This is a genomic window from Jeotgalibacillus alimentarius, assembly GCF_000829445.1.
Classification (GTDB): Bacteria; Bacillota; Bacilli; order Bacillales; family Jeotgalibacillaceae; genus Jeotgalibacillus; species Jeotgalibacillus alimentarius.
Window position 1 is genome coordinate 202449 of record NZ_JXRQ01000029.1, and the last position, 17596, is coordinate 220044.

At 42.9% G+C, this 17596-nt stretch carries 13 protein-coding genes; all 13 read right to left on the reverse strand.

Annotation, left to right across the window (positions count from 1 at the left end):
- Positions 1-84 precede the first annotated feature (84 nt).
- Positions 85-1722: a sensor domain-containing protein gene (locus KP77_RS15890; protein WP_041123718.1), complete on the reverse strand. Its 1638-nt coding sequence runs from the start codon at positions 1720-1722 to the stop codon at positions 85-87.
- A 401-nt stretch (positions 1723-2123) separates the two neighbouring features.
- Positions 2124-3407, reverse strand: coding sequence for an isocitrate lyase (gene aceA / locus KP77_RS15895; protein WP_041123719.1), 1284 nt, complete (start codon positions 3405-3407; stop codon positions 2124-2126).
- 75 nt (positions 3408-3482) lie between these two features.
- Complete coding sequence (locus KP77_RS15900; protein WP_041123720.1) at positions 3483-3782, reverse strand: hypothetical protein; 300 nt, start codon at positions 3780-3782, stop codon at positions 3483-3485.
- Between the two features lie 312 nt (positions 3783-4094).
- A complete protein-coding gene (locus KP77_RS15905; RefSeq protein WP_041123721.1) occupies positions 4095-6257 on the reverse strand; it encodes a malate synthase G in 2163 nt (720 codons plus the stop codon).
- Positions 6258-6369: 112 nt separating this feature from the next.
- Positions 6370-6699 (reverse strand): helix-turn-helix domain-containing protein, encoded by a 330-nt coding sequence (locus KP77_RS15910; protein WP_041123722.1) that lies wholly within the window; start codon positions 6697-6699, stop codon positions 6370-6372.
- A gap of 99 nt (positions 6700-6798) precedes the next feature.
- Complete coding sequence (locus KP77_RS15915; RefSeq protein WP_041123723.1) at positions 6799-8187, reverse strand: DUF4832 domain-containing protein; 1389 nt, start codon at positions 8185-8187, stop codon at positions 6799-6801.
- A 9-nt stretch (positions 8188-8196) separates the two neighbouring features.
- Positions 8197-8877, reverse strand: a complete 681-nt coding sequence (locus KP77_RS15920; protein WP_041123724.1) for a DUF4956 domain-containing protein — start codon at positions 8875-8877, stop codon at positions 8197-8199.
- A 28-nt stretch (positions 8878-8905) separates the two neighbouring features.
- On the reverse strand, positions 8906-9616 hold the full coding sequence (locus KP77_RS15925; protein WP_041123725.1) for a polyphosphate polymerase domain-containing protein: 711 nt from the start codon (positions 9614-9616) through the stop codon (positions 8906-8908).
- Positions 9617-11164 (reverse strand): CotH kinase family protein, encoded by a 1548-nt coding sequence (locus KP77_RS15930; protein WP_041123726.1) that lies wholly within the window; start codon positions 11162-11164, stop codon positions 9617-9619.
- Between the two features lie 12 nt (positions 11165-11176).
- Positions 11177-12907: a CotH kinase family protein gene (locus KP77_RS15935; protein WP_041123835.1), complete on the reverse strand. Its 1731-nt coding sequence runs from the start codon at positions 12905-12907 to the stop codon at positions 11177-11179.
- Positions 12891-14345 (reverse strand): exopolysaccharide Pel transporter PelG, encoded by a 1455-nt coding sequence (gene pelG, locus KP77_RS15940; protein WP_052474359.1) that lies wholly within the window; start codon positions 14343-14345, stop codon positions 12891-12893. Before pelG ends, KP77_RS15935 begins: the two co-directional genes overlap by 17 nt.
- Positions 14333-15760 (reverse strand): GT4 family glycosyltransferase PelF, encoded by a 1428-nt coding sequence (gene pelF / locus KP77_RS15945; RefSeq protein WP_041123727.1) that lies wholly within the window; start codon positions 15758-15760, stop codon positions 14333-14335. Before pelF ends, pelG begins: the two co-directional genes overlap by 13 nt.
- Complete coding sequence (locus tag KP77_RS15950) at positions 15757-17592, reverse strand: DUF2194 domain-containing protein (RefSeq protein ID WP_052474362.1); 1836 nt, start codon at positions 17590-17592, stop codon at positions 15757-15759. Before KP77_RS15950 ends, pelF begins: the two co-directional genes overlap by 4 nt.
- Positions 17593-17596 lie beyond the last annotated feature (4 nt).

Sequence of the window (17596 nt, forward strand, 5' to 3'; positions counted from 1 at the left end):
TCCTGCACTTCCTCTCTGTCTGTATTTATTCCCCGTTACTCAGCACTGCAAAACCGGATGAAAAAAATAAGCACAACACTGTGCTTATTTTTCCGGCAGTTTAAACATATTTTTTCCATTGTCCTTGGCACTGTATAATGCCTCATCAGCTTCCTTAATCAGCTCACGTTTATTTTTTCCATGAAGCGGATAGATCGATATCCCGACACTTGAAGTCACATCAAGTTCATGCCCGCTGATTCTGTATGGTTTTCTGAGTGAATTCAGGACTTGTTCAGCTTTTTGAACAGCACCATCCTCACACGCACCTGGCAGCAGGACAAGAAATTCATCCCCACCGAGACGAGCAACCATTTCCTCATCTGAAAGTTCATGACGGATACGGTTTGCAAAAAGCTTCAGAAGATCGTCCCCTGCATCATGACCAAACGTATCGTTAATTTCTTTGAAGTGATCCATATCAATGTAAAGCAACGCAAATTTACTCTGATTTTTCTTCGCTGCAGCTATGGTATCATCAATTTTCTCTGTAATATAGCGTCGGTTTGGCAGTCCTGTCAGACTATCACTGAACGCCATTTTCTTAAGCGCCCGCTGTGCACGATTACGAAGCGTTACATCCTGCCCTACTTCATAGATCCCGATTGTTTCACCATTCACACTGATCGGCAGTGTTTTTATTTTCAGCTCTACTTTTTTACCTGTTTTATGTGTCAGGCTTGCAGTGTATTCGACTGATTCACCTTCAAGCGTCTTTTTCAGCGCATCCTCATAACTGATATGTGAGTCAGTATGATTTGTGAGAAGATGGTGATCCATGTTCAGGATCTCTTCTCTTGTATATCCGAGTATGTCTAATGCAGCCGCATTCACATCTTCCACCTGACCATGCGCATTAATAGCCCAGATGATATCGGGATTCGCATCAAATAAAGATTTAAATCTTTCTTCCCGTTCTTTTGCCTGTCTTTCAGCTTTTTTCAGCTGGGTGACTTCTTTATACATCACAATTGCGTAAGCTCTTCCATTCAGCTGAACGGGTCTGTATGAAGCCAGCACTTCGATGATACGGCCATCCTTACGCACCCGCTGACGTTCCATATTCTCAAATGCTGAGCCCCCAAACAGTTTTGATAAAAAAGCTTCATGTTTTTCCTGATTGTGAGCAGTGAAAAATGGAGGGATCAATACCCCTTGCACCTCACCTTCATGATACCCAAGCATTTCCTCAAAAGCTCGGTTCACCCGGTAAATCGAACCGTCTTCATTCATGAAAAAAATGGCATCAGAAGCATGATCCCATACAAGCCCAAGCTCCGCTGAAGTTTTTGCGAGATCCGATTCAAGCGCTTTCCGCTCAGTGATATCTCTTGTAATCGAAAGAATATGTGTGACCTCATTGTCAACATTTATAATAGGATTCAATGTCGTTTCTCCGATCCAGCCATCGTCACCTGTCAGTTCGAAATGAGTATGATTTTTTGAATTCATCACTTTAATATATTGATTTTTTATATAATCAGCCCGCTTTTGCGGATAAATATCGCCAAAACTCTTACCCAGTATGGTTTCATTCAGTCCGAGAACCTGTTTACCCTGCTCATTAATGAACTCATAAACGAATTCGGGGCCCGGCAGTACTTCGAGTATAAATACAATGTCAGATATCCTGTCCATCATTGTGATAAAGGGGTGTATGCTGTCTTCGTATTTTTGTTTCATTCTTCTGACCTCCACTTATCTGACATAGTACTTTTATCATACCACCGTTTCATAAAAGTTAAGCATGCCGATATGCTCAAATCACCTTCTTATAAAAAAGCTTTGTTAAAGGTGGCTGTTGATTTCCGCTCCAGGGGGAACGCTTTTCGCATGAGCCGTCTTTTGGCTCCGATTCAATCGGACCTCCTCAGCGCGGGGCGCTTGCGGGGTCTCACCTGTCACGCTTCTCCTGCTGGAGTCGTCCCCCCTTCCGCTGCAATCAACAGCTGTGCTAAAACAACATTGGGCTTTAACATAGCCATTAGGAGAAAATTTGAATAATAACTAGCAGAACTCAGCGCTTTAACCCAATAAAAAACGCCCCGACATCAGGGCGCCTTTAAATAGGTTTTTAGCATGCTCTATGCTTTTTGGAATTGCTCAGCCTCTGTGGATCCTGACAGGGCAGTTGTAGAAGAAGTACCGCCCGAGATAACCATAGACACCTCATCAAAGTACCCTGTACCAACTTCACGCTGGTGGCGTGTGGCAGTATAGCCGTTCTCTTCTGCGTCAAACTCTGCCTGCTGCAGTTCAGAGTAAGCACCCATGCCGCGTGCTTTATAACCGCGCGCCAGCTCAAACATGCCATAGTTCAGTGAATGGAAGCCTGCAAGTGTAACGAACTGGAACTTATACCCCATCTTACCAAGCTCCTGCTGGAATGTTTCAATCGTTTCATCATCCAGCTTCTTTTTCCAGTTAAATGACGGTGAGCAGTTATATGCAAGAAGTTTGCCCGGGAACTTTTCGTGAATCGCTTCAGCAAAGCGTCTTGCTTCATCAAGATTCGGTTCTGACGTCTCACACCAGATCAGATCAGCATAAGGCGCATATGCAAGACCTCTTGCAATTGCCTGATCAAGTCCGTCGTTTGTGCGGAAGAACCCTTCAGGTGTGCGCTCTCCAGTGATGAATGCATGATCATATGGATCAACGTCACTTGTAATGAGGTTTGCTGCATTTGCATCTGTGCGGGCAATAATGACAGTCGGTACCCCCATCACATCAGCTGCGAGTCTTGCAGAAATCAGGTTCTTTACGGCTGTCTGTGTCGGCAGCAGTACTTTTCCGCCAAGGTGACCGCATTTCTTTTCAGAAGAAAGCTGGTCTTCTAAGTGGACGCCGCCTGCACCTGCTTCAATCATTGCTTTTGTCAGTTCAAATACGTTCAGGTTGCCCCCAAAGCCAGCTTCCATATCTGCTACAATTGGGGCGAACCAGTATGTATCGCCCTTTCCTTCAGCCTGTTGAATCTGATCTGCACGCTGAAGCGTCTGGTTAATTCTTTTTACGACCTGTGGTACGCTGTTGGCCGGATATAGACTCTGATCCGGATACATATGTCCTGAAAGATTGGCATCTGCTGCAACCTGCCAGCCGCTAAGGTAAATGGCTTTCAGTCCCGCTTTCACCTGCTGCATGGCCTGATTCCCTGTCAGTGCACCAAGTGCGTTAATATAATCCTCTTCATGCATCAGCTTCCAAAGTCTTTCAGCACCCATTCTTGCAAGCGTCTGTTCTATGACAACTGATCCTCTGAGTTTAATCACATCTTCCGGAGAGTAAGGGCGCTGAACCCCTTCCCAGCGCTCCCCCTGCCAGTTTTGCTGAATTTCCTCAATGTGCTGATTTGTGTTTGACATAACGTCCATCCCCTTTTGTATTATTACAATACTATAATTTTATTTTTTGTTATATAACACAATGTCCAAAAAAATTTAGTCAACGTCTGAACAGCATTCAATTGCATCTTTAAATGTGTCATACTCCATGCCACATGCTCTGCAATGGTTCAGTTCAATCGGCTCTTCAGGCTTTCTGAATACAACTACATCTGAGATCTGTTCCGGTACGATTTCAATTTCGCCTGTCGGATGATGATGAAGGCGGTGCACCTCATTCCCATACACGAAAAGTGTACCATCCATCTCGCGGTTCGTTTTGCCATTCATCAGCTGCTGAGTTACCCACTTTTCAATCAGTTCCTGGTTGGTTGTACCTGTCATTTGCGTTTGCATTTGTCATCCCTCCAAATGGATTTGATTTCCTTTGATTGATTTTAATATATAACAGTTTATTTTATTTTGCAACTGTTTTATAACAGAAAATTTAAATTTTTTTGAAAATGATTTAACTGCCCGCGTTTGCCGGGGCTGATTGTTGTATGTTGAGCTCCAGTTGTAGTGTTTTACGCCTCAGCTGTAGTGTTTTGGTGCTCCAGCTGCAGGATACACCCGGATTGATTGACGTGTCCGCACATCTTGTTGCAGTATCCCATCAGCTGATTGCAGTGTGACTGGGGACATATCACTGCCCCCGTCACACCCTCTTTATTCCTTCACAGCAAGCATTTTTTCCTTATACTCAAGCCGTCTCTTATGCAGAATCGGTTCTGTATAACCGCTCGGCTGACTTGTACCCTGGAAGATCAGATCGCAGGCTGCCTGGAAAGCAATGGACTGTTCAAAGTCTTCGCTCATCGGCTGATAGGCAGGGTCCTGTGCATTTTGTTCATCTACTACTTTCGCCATTTTCTTAAGCACATTCATCACCTGTTCTTCAGAGCAGATACCGTGCTGCAGCCAGTTTGTCATATGCTGACTGGAGATGCGCAGTGTAGCACGGTCTTCCATCAGGCCAACGTTATGAATATCAGGAACTTTAGAGCAGCCGACTCCATGCTCGACCCAGCGGACAACGTAGCCTAAGAGGCCCTGTGCGTTATTTTCAAGTTCCTGTTCGATTTCTTCATGCGACCACTGACGGTCTGAAAGCGGAAGAGTTAACAGTTCCTGCTCACGGTTCATCACCTCTTCACGCAGCGAAGCCTGGATGCTTTCCACTTCGTATTCGTGATAGTGCAGCGCATGAAGAGTGGCAGCTATTGGAGACGGAACCCACGCTGTGTTACCGCCTGCTTTCAAATGACCGGTCTTTTGCTCCATCATGTCTTTCATTCTGTCAGGCATTGCCCACATCCCTTTTCCGATCTGCGCTTTGCCCGGCAGGCCGCATAAAAGGCCATTGTCTACATTTGATTTTTCATACGCGTTCAGCCAGACAGACTGTTTCATCTCACCTTTACGAATCATCGGGCCCGCCTGCATAGAGGTATGGATTTCATCTCCCGTACGATCAAGGAAGCCTGTATTGATAAAGACAATTCTGTCTTTTACTGCATGAATACAGTTTTTCAGATTCAGCGTGGTTCTGCGCTCTTCATCCATCACTCCGATTTTGATTGTATGACGATCAAGTCCAAGAAGGTCCTCCACAGCATTGAACAGCCGGTTTGAAAAAGCGACTTCTTCTGATCCGTGCATCTTCGGCTTTACAATATAGATAGAGCCTTCAGTGGAGTTTGAACGTTTGCCGTTCAGGTCGTGCACAGCAATGAGGCTCGTGATCACAGCATCCGCAATGCCTTCAGGGACTTCATTCCCATCGCGGTCAAGCAGCATGCTGTTCGTCATAAGATGGCCGACATTTCTGATCAGCAGCAGTGACCGGCCCTTGAGCTTCAGGTCATCTCCATTTGTACCGGTATAATAACGGTCATGACAGAGCGTGCGGTGAACGGTCTCTCCTCCTTTAGCAAACTTTTCAGTGAGGTTGCCCTTCATCAGCCCAAGCCAGTTGCGGTAGATCAGCACTTTATCCTCGGCATCTACTGCTGTTACCGAGTCCTCACAATCCATAATGGTCGTCAATGCAGCTTCCACTACCACATCTTTTACACCCGCCCGGTCTGTTTTTCCAATTGGATGGGAAGCATCAATCCGGATATCAATATGAAGACCGTGGTGCTGTAATAGTACAGCTGACGGCCGGTCTGCTGATCCCTGATGACCCTTGAAAGCTTCCAGTTCCTGAAGTCCGGTTTTCCCGTCCTGCATCTGTGCCACCAACGTGCCATTTTCAATATAATAGCGTGTGACGTCTGAGTGAGAACATCCTTCAAGAGGTACAGTCTCATCCAGGAATTTCTTTGCATAAGCAATTACTTTTTCTCCGCGCACCGGATTATAAGACGTACCTTTCTCTGCCCCGTTGTCCCCGCTGATTACATCTGTTCCGTATAGCGCGTCATATAAGCTGCCCCACCTCGCATTTGCAGCATTAAGCGCATAGCGGGCATTGTTGACTGGAACGACAAGCTGAGGCCCGGCCTGACGTGCAATTTCAGGATCAACGTGCTGCGTTGTAATCTGAAAATCCTCCACCTGTTCTTCCAGGTAACCGATCTCCCGTAAAAAAGCTTCGTAATCTTTGCGTTCTTCCTGCCACTTATGCTTTTTGTGCCAATCATCCATCTTTTGCTGAATGACTTCCCTTTTATGTAACAGTTTTTGATTATCAGGCATAAATGAATGAACGATTTCACTAAAACCCTGCCAGAACGTTTCACTTTCATAACCTGACCCCGGCAGCACTTCCTTTTCAATAAATGAATACAGCTCAGTGTTAACTTGAAGATCTGCTTTGTTAATCATATCAACACTCCTTTGTTATATAACAGTTTATTTAAATTAATATTATTATATAACATGAAAATATTATTTCAAGCAGGAATTAAAAAAACTCCAGTTTTTACTGGAGCCTGTTCTATTCTTCATGATAGTCCCGACGATATTGCAGATAGATTTGAAACTCAGTAAATTCTTTTTTTGACATGCCCTTACTTACACCTTTTTCGAGCAGGTCCATCCATTCCTCATCGATCATTGTTTTTTCAAGCTGCTCTCCCGCAACCAGTTCGTCTACAGAAGAACCCAGCGTCGCAGCGATTCTTGATAAGACAATAATTGAGGGGTTATTCTTTTTATTATTTTCAAGGTCGGATAAATAGGATTTGGATACCCGGGCTTTTGCTGCAAGCTGTGAAATGGAGTAACCCTTTTTCTGCCTGAGCACCTTGATTTTTTGACCAATCATTCTCATTTCCCCTTTACCGCGCAGCTTTACGCATAGCGGATAGTGTGTGCCATGATTTTCACCTCTTCAATTCATTTATACTTTTCACTTTCAGACTGTTTATTTAATAGAAAAACTTGCTATTTTATAGCGCTTATCACCTCTGTCTGTGTCCATTTCGAGTTTCACTCCAGGATCTCCGCTTAACGGGTCGTTAATAGCGACCAGGACTGAATAATCTCCTCTTTTCAGATGAGCGGGCAGATTAATCACATACGTTTCAGCTGTTTCACCCGGCAGCCATTTTCTGATATCTGTGTCGGCTCTTTCCCGGTGAACAATATGCCCATCGCGATTTATAATTAAAAGCTCAAGCGGCCAATCAAAATAAAATGGAGCAGTACCGTTATTTTGCCAGACGACATTTAATTTCAATTTTTTTGTAAAACGCAGATTCGGACGATATTTAACCTGTTTCACTTTTAAGTGATAGCCCATTTTCCCAAGAAAACTATCGATCTGCCGGTCATATTGACTGTTTTCTTCATATAACGGATTATATGGACCAAGCCAGCTGAGGTGGGAGAGTTCAAGCTGTTTCATAATACCCTGGAACTGTTCCTCTCCGAATATGTCTTCCCAGCTTTTCGTCGGATCAAATTCTCCTCCTGCAGGTGCTGTTTTCCAGAAATCCTGCATGGCAGGCTTATTTTCACCTGTCAGCCAGAGTGTATAACCTTCGTTCACCCATTTCAAAAAGTCACCTGTGCTTTTCTCATCACCGAACATATCATTGTATAACCCGATATTATTTTCTGCAGCAACCCGATGAGGCCTCCTCATCATGAGCATTTTACGGTCAAGAAAATCGAGATAATGATTCACATACTGAGTTGTTACGCTTCTGTCGGGAAACGGAATATAGATCTCATCGTTCTGAATCGTATGCCACTCTCCCCAGTGACCTATACTGCCAAGCTGAATGAATGCGATATATTGGTCATCATTATAGCGTTCACCAAAAGCTTTCAGCAGCTCTTTATGACGTTCAATCAGCACACGATTGCTGTAATTCGGACTAAAACCTTTACCATAGTCACCGTCATACCAGGTCCCGTCCTGTCCAATTTCTTCATACAGCCATTCCGGTATTTCCATGGTGGCTTCCTGATCAGGCTTATCCATAATAATTCTTAGAATGAACCTGACATTTCTTTCTTTCCAGTAGTCAATTTTATATTTTTTTTCAATATTGCCAAACTCGTATACACCTTTACTGCTCTCGAGTTCTGACCAGGGTATATTTGCGTATACGAGTGAGTGATCTCTTGAATATGGCCCCCCTTCAGCCATAGGGGCGAAACCGGTAAATGGGTTCAATGTAACTTCACCACTTTCAGACGGGTAATCAGTGATGACTTCTATCTGTTCAGTATAAAGGGCCGAAATCGACCCAGTCAGTATAATGATCAGACCAATAACGATCACTGTTTTCCTTTTGATTTTCATGTGTACGTCTTATGCTGCGTAGTCGCCGTTGTAGTTAATCAGCGCAACATCCTTCACACCATTTACCATTTGAATCTGTCTCATAAATGCTGTGTTGTCTCCTTTAATTTTCAGTTCAACTGTCAGTTCGATTTCATCACTGCGGACAATTTTGGATTTGATGCTGTGCTTAATTTTTGATAGCTGGACCTTAACATGATCTGTTGCATCTTCATCATAGTGAACAACGAGAAGGAAAGTTTGTTCCCTGCTTCTGTTTCTTGTCATGATATACATGACCAGTCCGATAAAAAGAGATCCGACAATAGACAGAATGTAAATGCCCGCTCCTGTGGTGATGCCGATTCCGACTGACCAGAACATAAAGATGACATCAAGCGGATCTTTAATGGCTGTTCTGAAACGGACGATGCTGAGTGCCCCAACCATGCCGAGAGAAAGAACAATATTCGTACTGATCGTCATAATAATTAAGGTTGTTATCATACACATCAAAATCAGTGTGACATTGAAATTGTGACTGTAAATGACGCCACGAAACGTTTTCTTATAGACAAAGAAGATAAAAAGACCGACGACAAATGCAACGAACATGCTGATAAAGATGTTTTCAAATGAAATCCTGTCAAACATATTAAAGCTCAGCATATCCGGACTGAAAATATCAGTAAAATTAATTTGTCCAAGCATGAGGAATCACTCCTTTAATTGTTGGTTATTAAGATGAAAAGTGTCTGATGCTTTCTTCACGGCAGATCACATATTTCGAGATGGCTGACCTGCTGTGTGAAGAAAGCTGCAGGATATTTCTGATATGCGTCGGCAGATAGCTGTTATATTTGATCTCAAGGACCATCTGCGGCTGGCGGATCGCATTGACGGTGACGACATTCGGATCAAAGATATCAAATGTGTTAACTCCTGCTTTCAATCTTTTGTCGAATGTGATTCTGACATCACCATACTGATAGGCGTATGCTTCCCTGATATAATCAACAATGACCTTAGGCTCCATTTTTCCAAGCGTGCTCTTCAGGTAAAATGCTCGTGCAACCGGTGAATCTTTTTTCTGAAGAAAATCATAATCACCGTCCATCATCGTTTCATATTCACACCTGGTTAACGTGACCGAATCCTTAGAAATAAAGTCGTTATATTTACTTTTTCTTTCAAGCTTAATCACGCGGTCACATTCGTTATAGATACGGATTCTGTATTTATCCCTTCTGAACACACCCCAGTTTTTTTCATGAAGTGCAAGATCTGTGACGTTATCAAAGTACAGGCTTCTGATATGATATCCATCGTCATTAATGGAGTGTTTGTCACGTTGAACTGTCATGCGCAGACGCTGTCTGAGCAGTTCAAATTCATAATAAGTAATATAATATTTAAGCTCGTGCCTCATTTTTTTATTCTGATAGTACATTCAGGATCCCCCCTGCTGATATTGATTCAACAGCTCATCAATATGCTGTGTGATATAGTCATTTCTCTCACGTGCAAATGATTTTAATGCCTGAACTTCAGCTTCCCACTTCCCGGTGTCACCGTCCCATTTTTCGAGGTGACGTACCATTTCCGGCCTGATGTCAGCTGCCAGCCTTTCAATGACAGCTTCGATATGATCCGAAGAAAGCGTGCTGCTGTAAAGTTCTTCTGACCTTTCTTTAAAACGCTCCCTGAATTGCTCATTTTTCAGCAGTTCCCGGAACAGATAAGAGCTGTAAAGCTTATCGTCACCTTTCCCTTTATAATCATAAAACCGCTGAACGGTATTTTCCGTTGCATCCTGAAAGCTCACATCACTGTCGTAGACAATCCATTTCCATTTTGTCTCCGGATTCGTATTTTTCCAGAATCTGATATTATGACTCGGCCAGTCTGTATTACCGATATATAATTCTGTCAGTATATAATCAATAAAATTTTCAACATCCATTTCTTCTTCAATCACCCTGTAAACTTCTGGTTCAGCGGGGTCATTTGATTGAATATAAGCGATCATCCCGATATAGGATTCATCTGACCCTTCTTTTTCCTCGGCATCAGCTTCAAGGAGAACGAGGTCATCCCGCTTTACCTGATGGTGCCTTGAAAAGTAATGGTGATCAATTCTTTCCCTTAAGTCATACAGGCCCCAGTACGCACCATTCAGGTATAATACGACTGGCTGATAGACTTGCGCATCCAGCCCGATTTCAGCTGCAAGAGTGGATACAAGTGCGTCAAGCATATGAGTCTTTTCAAAATCCTGTCCTCCATTACGCAGGATAATGGATTCATATGAGCTGTATGGCAGGCTGTCGAAGAATGGGTAAAGCAGCTCACTGTTCCCGTACTCACTTTCTGCATCGATCATGAAAGACCGCTGAGGCTTCGTTCTCGTCTCTCCTCCAAAGATCTCCATATCAGCAAGCGATGAGTAGACTGACTCCTGATTCTTCAGATACTCCATCTGAACGGTAATTTTCCAGTCCATCCAGTAATTCGCCCCTTCATATGGATACTCATCTGATGCCCCAGGTCCTTCAACATATATCCCTTTTTCCTCTGACCAGAGATCTTCCGGCTCAGCTGCAACAGAGATCACCGGCAGATCATTCGGCTCCGTGAGATAGGTCTGCATGTAAGGGGGCGTCAATGTACCGTCCTCCAACTTCGCTGCAGCCCTGATCACGGTTGTATCACTGATCTGTAACGGTGCTGTATAACGGGTACTTTGCTCTGTTGGTTCACTGCCATCCAGGGTATAAAAGATGTCTTCCGCATCCGCTGCCAGACTGATGTCAGTTCCTTCTTCATATAGGCCGGAGGGCAATGAAAAGCTGATCACCCCAGTATTGTTTTGTCCGCTCAGACTGTTCTGCAACACTTCTCCACTGCTTTTTCCATTCAAAAGTGACGCAACCCAGGCTGCCCCGAGCATCATACAGGCGACGCCCACAACCGAAAGTGCAAACGACCATTTTTTCACTGCCACCCCTCCTTATCCGTCCACGAAGAATTCTTTTAATCCGTTATAAAAAATATCATTCCGGTAGATACGGTCAAAAGCTTCCTGTGTATTTCCTTTTTCATCTGTAATGATGATCCGCCAGTAATTTTCCCCTTTGCGGAGGCCTTTGAGCGGAATCGTTAACTCAGTTTTTTCAATCCCCTTCTTTGAATAGTAGATGTCTGTAAAATCAATTGTTTTGCTGATTTCCAGCGTATATGTCAGATCGTCTCCCTGAAGATCATAGGACGTACCCCAGGTGAAGTTCATCTGATCTTTCGCCTGCACAGGATCACCTAAGAATACCGGCATCGGGTTATCCATATTTTCATAAAAGAGGCTGGACTTTTCTTCAGGTGCATAGATCAAGTCCTGGTATAATCCATCAAATGTTTCAACTCTGACACTCAATCCTGCTAAATCAGGGTTTTGTCTGACAGCACTGCTGACAATTGGATAGTAGCTGTCGATTAACTCCTGTGTTCTTTCCGGTGTAATAATCTCTAATAAGTCTGAGACTTTTTCTTCTATTGCTGCAAGGTTATCCGGATTTTTCAGGAAACGCTGATGAAGCACACTGCCCCAATAATTACTGATTCCACGGTTCCATTTTGTAACATCTCCCGCATCTGTTCCTTCATTATTCGCTTCGAGCTTCCATGCATCATCATAGTCCCACGGCAGGAAGTAAAACTTTTTTGCGTTGATTGGGTTATACAGAAAAAAGTTCTGTGTCGTCGTATCTGTATTCCCCATCAGAATATTGACTGCCATCCAGGTCAGATAGTTGTCTCTGTCAAAATACTCTTCGATTACGTCGTTAATATTTTTTGAGTAATCATTGACCGCTTCAAGCATTTCAATCAGATTAGTATGGTCTTCACCTGTTCTGATTTGCAGAATTTCTTCAAATTTTGCTTTATCATACTCCGGATCATCTGCGAGCTTAATGTGATCGGGATATCTGAAAAACTCGAAGAAATTAGCTTTATACAGGTTACCGTTCGGGTCCAGTCCATGAGAGAACAGGAACCTCTTATTCGGCTGCTCGATATGAGTATATAATCCGTAGTCAGTAAAACCGTTATCCTTCCCCTCTGACAAATCTTTAACATACAGCTTTACAAATTGCGTTCTCATACTTGTGAAGTCAGGAATTTCTTCAAAGTAATCAAAGCTCAGTTTATTTCTGACTCTTGTATAGTCATACGGATGCTTATTTAAATTCAAAATCGTCTGCCCTTTCCACAGCCCTGCCTGTTCTTCAAGCTTTATCTGATACGATTTCTGTCTGGCAAGCCGGGTGGTGTTACCACGGAGCTCTACCGTACTATTGGCAAGTTCCTGATCTCCCTGAAACATATCAGGCGAAGGACCGTTTTCGTCCCCTTCCTGAATAATTGCCTTTAACGGTTGTGGATTAAGGGTCAGATCCTGCTGCATATCGTAAAAGTGGTTCAAATCATAAAATGTGTATTCTTCCTCCTGTTCGAGCACTGTTAAATATAAATGAACAACACTGCTGTCATCGTCCTGTTCGTATACTTTCCGATCTTCTACCAATTTGTCCAAATAAGGAATTGAGTTGACAATATCCTGTGTGGAACCCGCCACTGCTTCCCTGTATTCCTGGTCTTCTGCTGCCGGCTGCGCCAGATAAGAACATCCCGGCATGAGCAGGATGAGGCATAGCAACCAAAAAATATTATTTTTTCGTCTCATAATCACTTCCAGCTCCATTTAGAGAATTTAGTCTGCTGACTATACCTTCCACCTTTTCTTTATGCTTTTTCATCATGACCGGTTGAGAACAGAACGTATAATAGCCAAATGTTTTGCTAATATGCTGTAATCTCAGCAGGGCAACCGCCAGGCCAATGACGCCTGCTATAAAACATGAAAGTCCAAAGTTATCAAAAGCTACTGTGAATGGCGTGATAATCAAAAGTCCTGCTGTATAACTTCCCATTGCTGCTGCCGCACCTTTTCGATCATCAAAGTACAGAAGAACCAGCATCAGAATAAACATCGTGATAAAAAAGTACCCGCCTACTGTCACAATGTTAAAAATATCAACCTGTGATCTGGTAATAGGTAATATTTTGCCACCGAATACAAGTGCACTGATTGTAAAAAACAGCTGAAATTCCATTACAAACGTGATTTCCCTGCTCAATATGCCGAACATTCTATCCTGCGCATGCCTGATCTCCTTCAATGTCGAAGAACCGAGTACCACTTTGTAAAAACGCTGATAGTGCGGATAGAAAGCAGTTTCAAGTGAAACCACGAAAACAATCATTGCTGGTAAAATTGTCAGATAAGCATAAAAAACAGGAACATCATAAAGCGGAGCCATACGGTAAGTACCTGCCACCGTAATACCCGCACTGCTCATCCAGACAATAAAGTTGTGTCCAAACAATCCCAGCGTATATAGAAAACCGATCAGAATCAGAACCGGATAGCGCGCAGCATATGAAAGAAATTCAAAATACTTTCCGTTATTAACAGGAAACCTCTTTTTGATCTCAATAAAGAACAAAAAGAGTATAGTAAAAAATCCTGCATTCAGTGTAACAAGCAGGTCGACAGCAGAGGTCATGTCAAAAAGCTGGTAGCCTGTAAAAATTGCAAGAATAGAAACGATGACCCCTGTTAGAAATCCATATACGATTTTTCTATACTCTTTTAATGCTGAGATATAAATCGTCTGGATCCATATGATCATGAGCTGCATAAAAAGCATGTAAGCAAAAAACTTAAAGAGAAGTGGCAGCGGAGAGAAGGAATAAAAAATCATTCCTGTCATGCCGCCAGCGATTAACACAGTAATCATTACACCGTATAAAGATGATAGGATACTGTTCTCTTCACGACTGTAGATCCGGTCAGATAAATACCTTGCAAGCAATAAAACAAAACCGCCGGCAGCAAGCTGTGAGAAAATAAAACTGTATTGAACAGCACCAAGAAACAGCTCTCTCTCTGTAAAAGGCGCTTCGATATACCTCAGGAACAGCTGTGAGGCAGTGATAATCAGGACACATAAAAGCAGTGGTCCTGCGATGACAATCGTTGATGCTGCATATGCTCTTCCTCTGTAGAATAAACTCTTCTCAGAAAACAATTTTTTCAGTTCAAACCCTATGCCTGCCACTGCAATACACCTCTGCTTTCATAGATCTGTCTATAGCTGCTGATAAACTGATCTTTTGTATAATGTCTCATCACCCGTTTTCTCCCATTCTCACCCATAGCCAGTCTCAACTTTTCATCCTGGCCGATCTCAATAATCGCTTCTGCCATCTTTTCATAGTGCATGACAGGCACTACTCTTCCTGCAGGCCCAATCCCGTCATCTGACCCATACAACAGTTCTCTGCAGGATCCAACATCAGTTGAGACAAAGGGCTTTCCGGCGGCCAGTCCTTCGAGGATTGCGAGTGGCTGACCTTCGCTGATGCTCGACAAAACAAGCAAATCCATTTTTCCCAGATAGTCTCTTACTGCAATCTGGCCTGTAAAAATAATATCCTCTGTTCCCAGTGAACGGACAAGGTCCCTGCACTCTCTGTAATATTCAGGATCTTCATCATAAGGACCAAAAATATAGAACACGGCATGCGGGATATACCGCTTTACAATGTCAAAGCTCTGGATCATTGTCTTGATATCTTTAATCGGTACTACTCTTACGATGGCGCCAACCAGCAGCTGATTGATCTGATTATTCTCTTTTGTTTTCAGCTGAAGAAATTCCTCAGGATGAACTCCGTTTGGAATGATAGAAATTTTACCGCTGTCACATCCGATCTCTTCCTGAATCAGACGGTTTCTATTGAACAGACTGATCACCTGGTCGGAAGCTTTATAGGCACACATGGATAAAGAGTGGAAGTAGGCGATCCATAGATCTTTAAAGTTCCCTTTGATCCAGTCTGCTTTAATAATTTCTTCTTCACGCTCTCTCGTATAAATGCCGTGTTCAGTAAGGATATAAGGCTTTTCATATAAATACTGACCGTATGCACCAACGACTCCCCCATATCCGGTTGCTACACTATGATAGAGATCTGCCTCCGGAACCTTATGTTTTAACAGGGCAAGTAAAGGAAGCAGCATGGATCTGACAGACCAGAAAAACTCGGTAAACGGAATTTGCTGATAATGCTCTTCACACACTTCCCGGACGATATCAAACAGATCTCTGCTGGATACAAACCCGCTTACTGAATCTATTCTCTGATCAGTAAACAGCGAAAACAATTGATTCCAGTCGGTGTCACGGTTGGTTAATAAGGATTTGACTGCTTCCTTCTCTTTTTCAGAAAGCTTATAATTCCGGTGCAGACCTGCCTCTTCATCATGAAATGAATCGAGAAATACTTCCTGTATCTCAAGCAGATTAGGCGGAAGATCATACTTAAACTGACCTTTCATCGCCTTCTCTGCTCCAATGGCATAGATGACAAATTCATGATCCGGCATGGCATTCATCAGCATCTGAATCCAGCTTGATACACCGCCCATTACATATGGGTATGAACCTTCAGCAATCAGGCAGATCTTCATCTTGATTCCCCCAATTCAATTTTGATTGTATCGGACGTTGCAGTCACCAGATAATGCCGGTCACTGATTTTTTCAGCAAAAGCTCCGGAGATATCAGCAGGTTTTTGATCGGAATTCAGCAAAAAAGTATACGAGCCTGTGAAGTTATTGAGCCACACTTCTATTTGTATATCTTCCGCTTTCATAAACACGTCAGTATTTTCATAGTTGACCAGGCTGACAGCACTTTCAGAAGCAGTTTCATTTTTCATCCAAGGGTATTTTTCAAGGTGGTCATCCATCATGGTTGTGAATTGTTTTCGCATCTCTGACCATGAATCATTATTACTGCGCTTATAATCAATCAGGTCATCCGGATGCAGGAAGTGAGAAAATACACCTAAAAGCGTAGCCATGTTAGACAATATCCATTTATTTTCATCAGAATAATGAAAACCTGACGATATTCTCGGCATTTCTATAAAGGAGTCTTTTTGTTGAAACTCCTGCGTATACTCGAGTCCTTTTAAATCTTTATGATAAAGAGAAGCAATAATATCCATTGAAGGAATTACTTGTTTCATTGCTTCTTTTCCTTCCTCGCTTAGTACATTCGATGGCGGCACATATGTTTTTAACTCATAATTAGGGAAGATTGATTTGAAATAGGCATCAGCTTCTTCGAGACCCTGCACCATTTCATCCTTTGATGGCCAGTTATTATACTCATAATGTTTTGATACTTCATGATCCGGTGTCAGGGACTGGTGGTTGTAACCGTGAAGTCCGATTTCGCCACCCATATTAATCAATTCCCTGCCATAGATTCTCAGGTTTTCTTCCCCAACCCTCTCTTTAAACGGCCCTTCCACCCGGTCATTATATGTCTCAATAAATGCACCTGTATATTTCAGCCCATTCTCTCTGGCAATCTGCTGCATCTCAGGCCACCAGATGTCTCTGAAGAATGTAGGGAGATCCCTGTTGTACTCTGCATAGATTCCTTCGTGCCTCCCTGTCGGAAAAGGAGCCGGAAAGTCATCAATATAAAACACTTTTGAATTGATGATGGGATACATGAATGGACCTGCCAGGTGACTGAGTCCACCGGCAATGATGCCCCTGTGCATCTTACTAATGAGCATCGTTCCGTTAAAAAACATCACCCTGCCCTCTCCTAACGAATGACTCCACATTAACGGAATTCCTTCTTCTGATCGTGCGTGCAGTTCTGTATCACTATTGATCTGCAGCAGCAGTGCAGAGTTGCTGAAGAACTCATCTTCTACTTTTAATCCTTTGGCATTTACTAATAAATCTGACGTCATTATGATACTTTCAATCTGCTTATATTCACCTGAAAGCTCATAAATCCCAAGCTTTCTGTAGATTTTTTCGAAAATCGGAGAAATATCAGGACGTATCGCGAAAAAAAGGTTTCCTCCCTCTTCGACATAAGAGATGATGTTTTCAAAGTCCTCAATTGAGTCTATTTTTTCCGTTGCGAGCGTAATGGATTTATACTGGCTTAAATCTTCAGGGACCTCTTCCGTACCAACCGGTTCACCGGTACGCTTCATATAACTGAGCGTCTGCATCACCTGGTTTTTGATTAACTCCGAATGCCCTCCTGCCTCACTGTATACAATGAGATGCTTTTCATGTGAAAAAGCTGATGCTTCAGTTTCACTGAGTGCTGAAGACATTTCCACATTTTCAGTCATACCTTTAACAGGATCCTCATGTGTCTGAAGAAAATAACTGGCTCTTGGCAGCTGAACAAGGGGTCCAGCCACAAGCAGAAAAAGAATAATAAAAATGGTGCTTTTACTTAAAATAAATCTGTACCCCATGTCA

Coding starts and splice junctions, on each gene's coding strand:
- KP77_RS15950 (WP_052474362.1), bottom strand. CDS start 17,592: ATGGGGTACAGATTTATTTTAAGTAAAAGCACCATTTTTATTATTCTT.
- pelF (WP_041123727.1), bottom strand. CDS start 15,760: ATGAAGATCTGCCTGATTGCTGAAGGTTCATACCCATATGTAATGGGC.
- KP77_RS15905 (WP_041123721.1), bottom strand. CDS start 6,257: ATGATTAACAAAGCAGATCTTCAAGTTAACACTGAGCTGTATTCATTT.
- KP77_RS15935 (WP_041123835.1), bottom strand. CDS start 12,907: ATGAGACGAAAAAATAATATTTTTTGGTTGCTATGCCTCATCCTGCTC.
- KP77_RS15890 (WP_041123718.1), bottom strand. CDS start 1,722: ATGAAACAAAAATACGAAGACAGCATACACCCCTTTATCACAATGATG.
- KP77_RS15920 (WP_041123724.1), bottom strand. CDS start 8,877: ATGCTTGGACAAATTAATTTTACTGATATTTTCAGTCCGGATATGCTG.
- aceA (WP_041123719.1), bottom strand. CDS start 3,407: ATGTCAAACACAAATCAGCACATTGAGGAAATTCAGCAAAACTGGCAG.
- KP77_RS15910 (WP_041123722.1), bottom strand. CDS start 6,699: ATGATTGGTCAAAAAATCAAGGTGCTCAGGCAGAAAAAGGGTTACTCC.
- KP77_RS15900 (WP_041123720.1), bottom strand. CDS start 3,782: ATGCAAACGCAAATGACAGGTACAACCAACCAGGAACTGATTGAAAAG.
- KP77_RS15925 (WP_041123725.1), bottom strand. CDS start 9,616: ATGTACTATCAGAATAAAAAAATGAGGCACGAGCTTAAATATTATATT.
- KP77_RS15915 (WP_041123723.1), bottom strand. CDS start 8,187: ATGAAAATCAAAAGGAAAACAGTGATCGTTATTGGTCTGATCATTATA.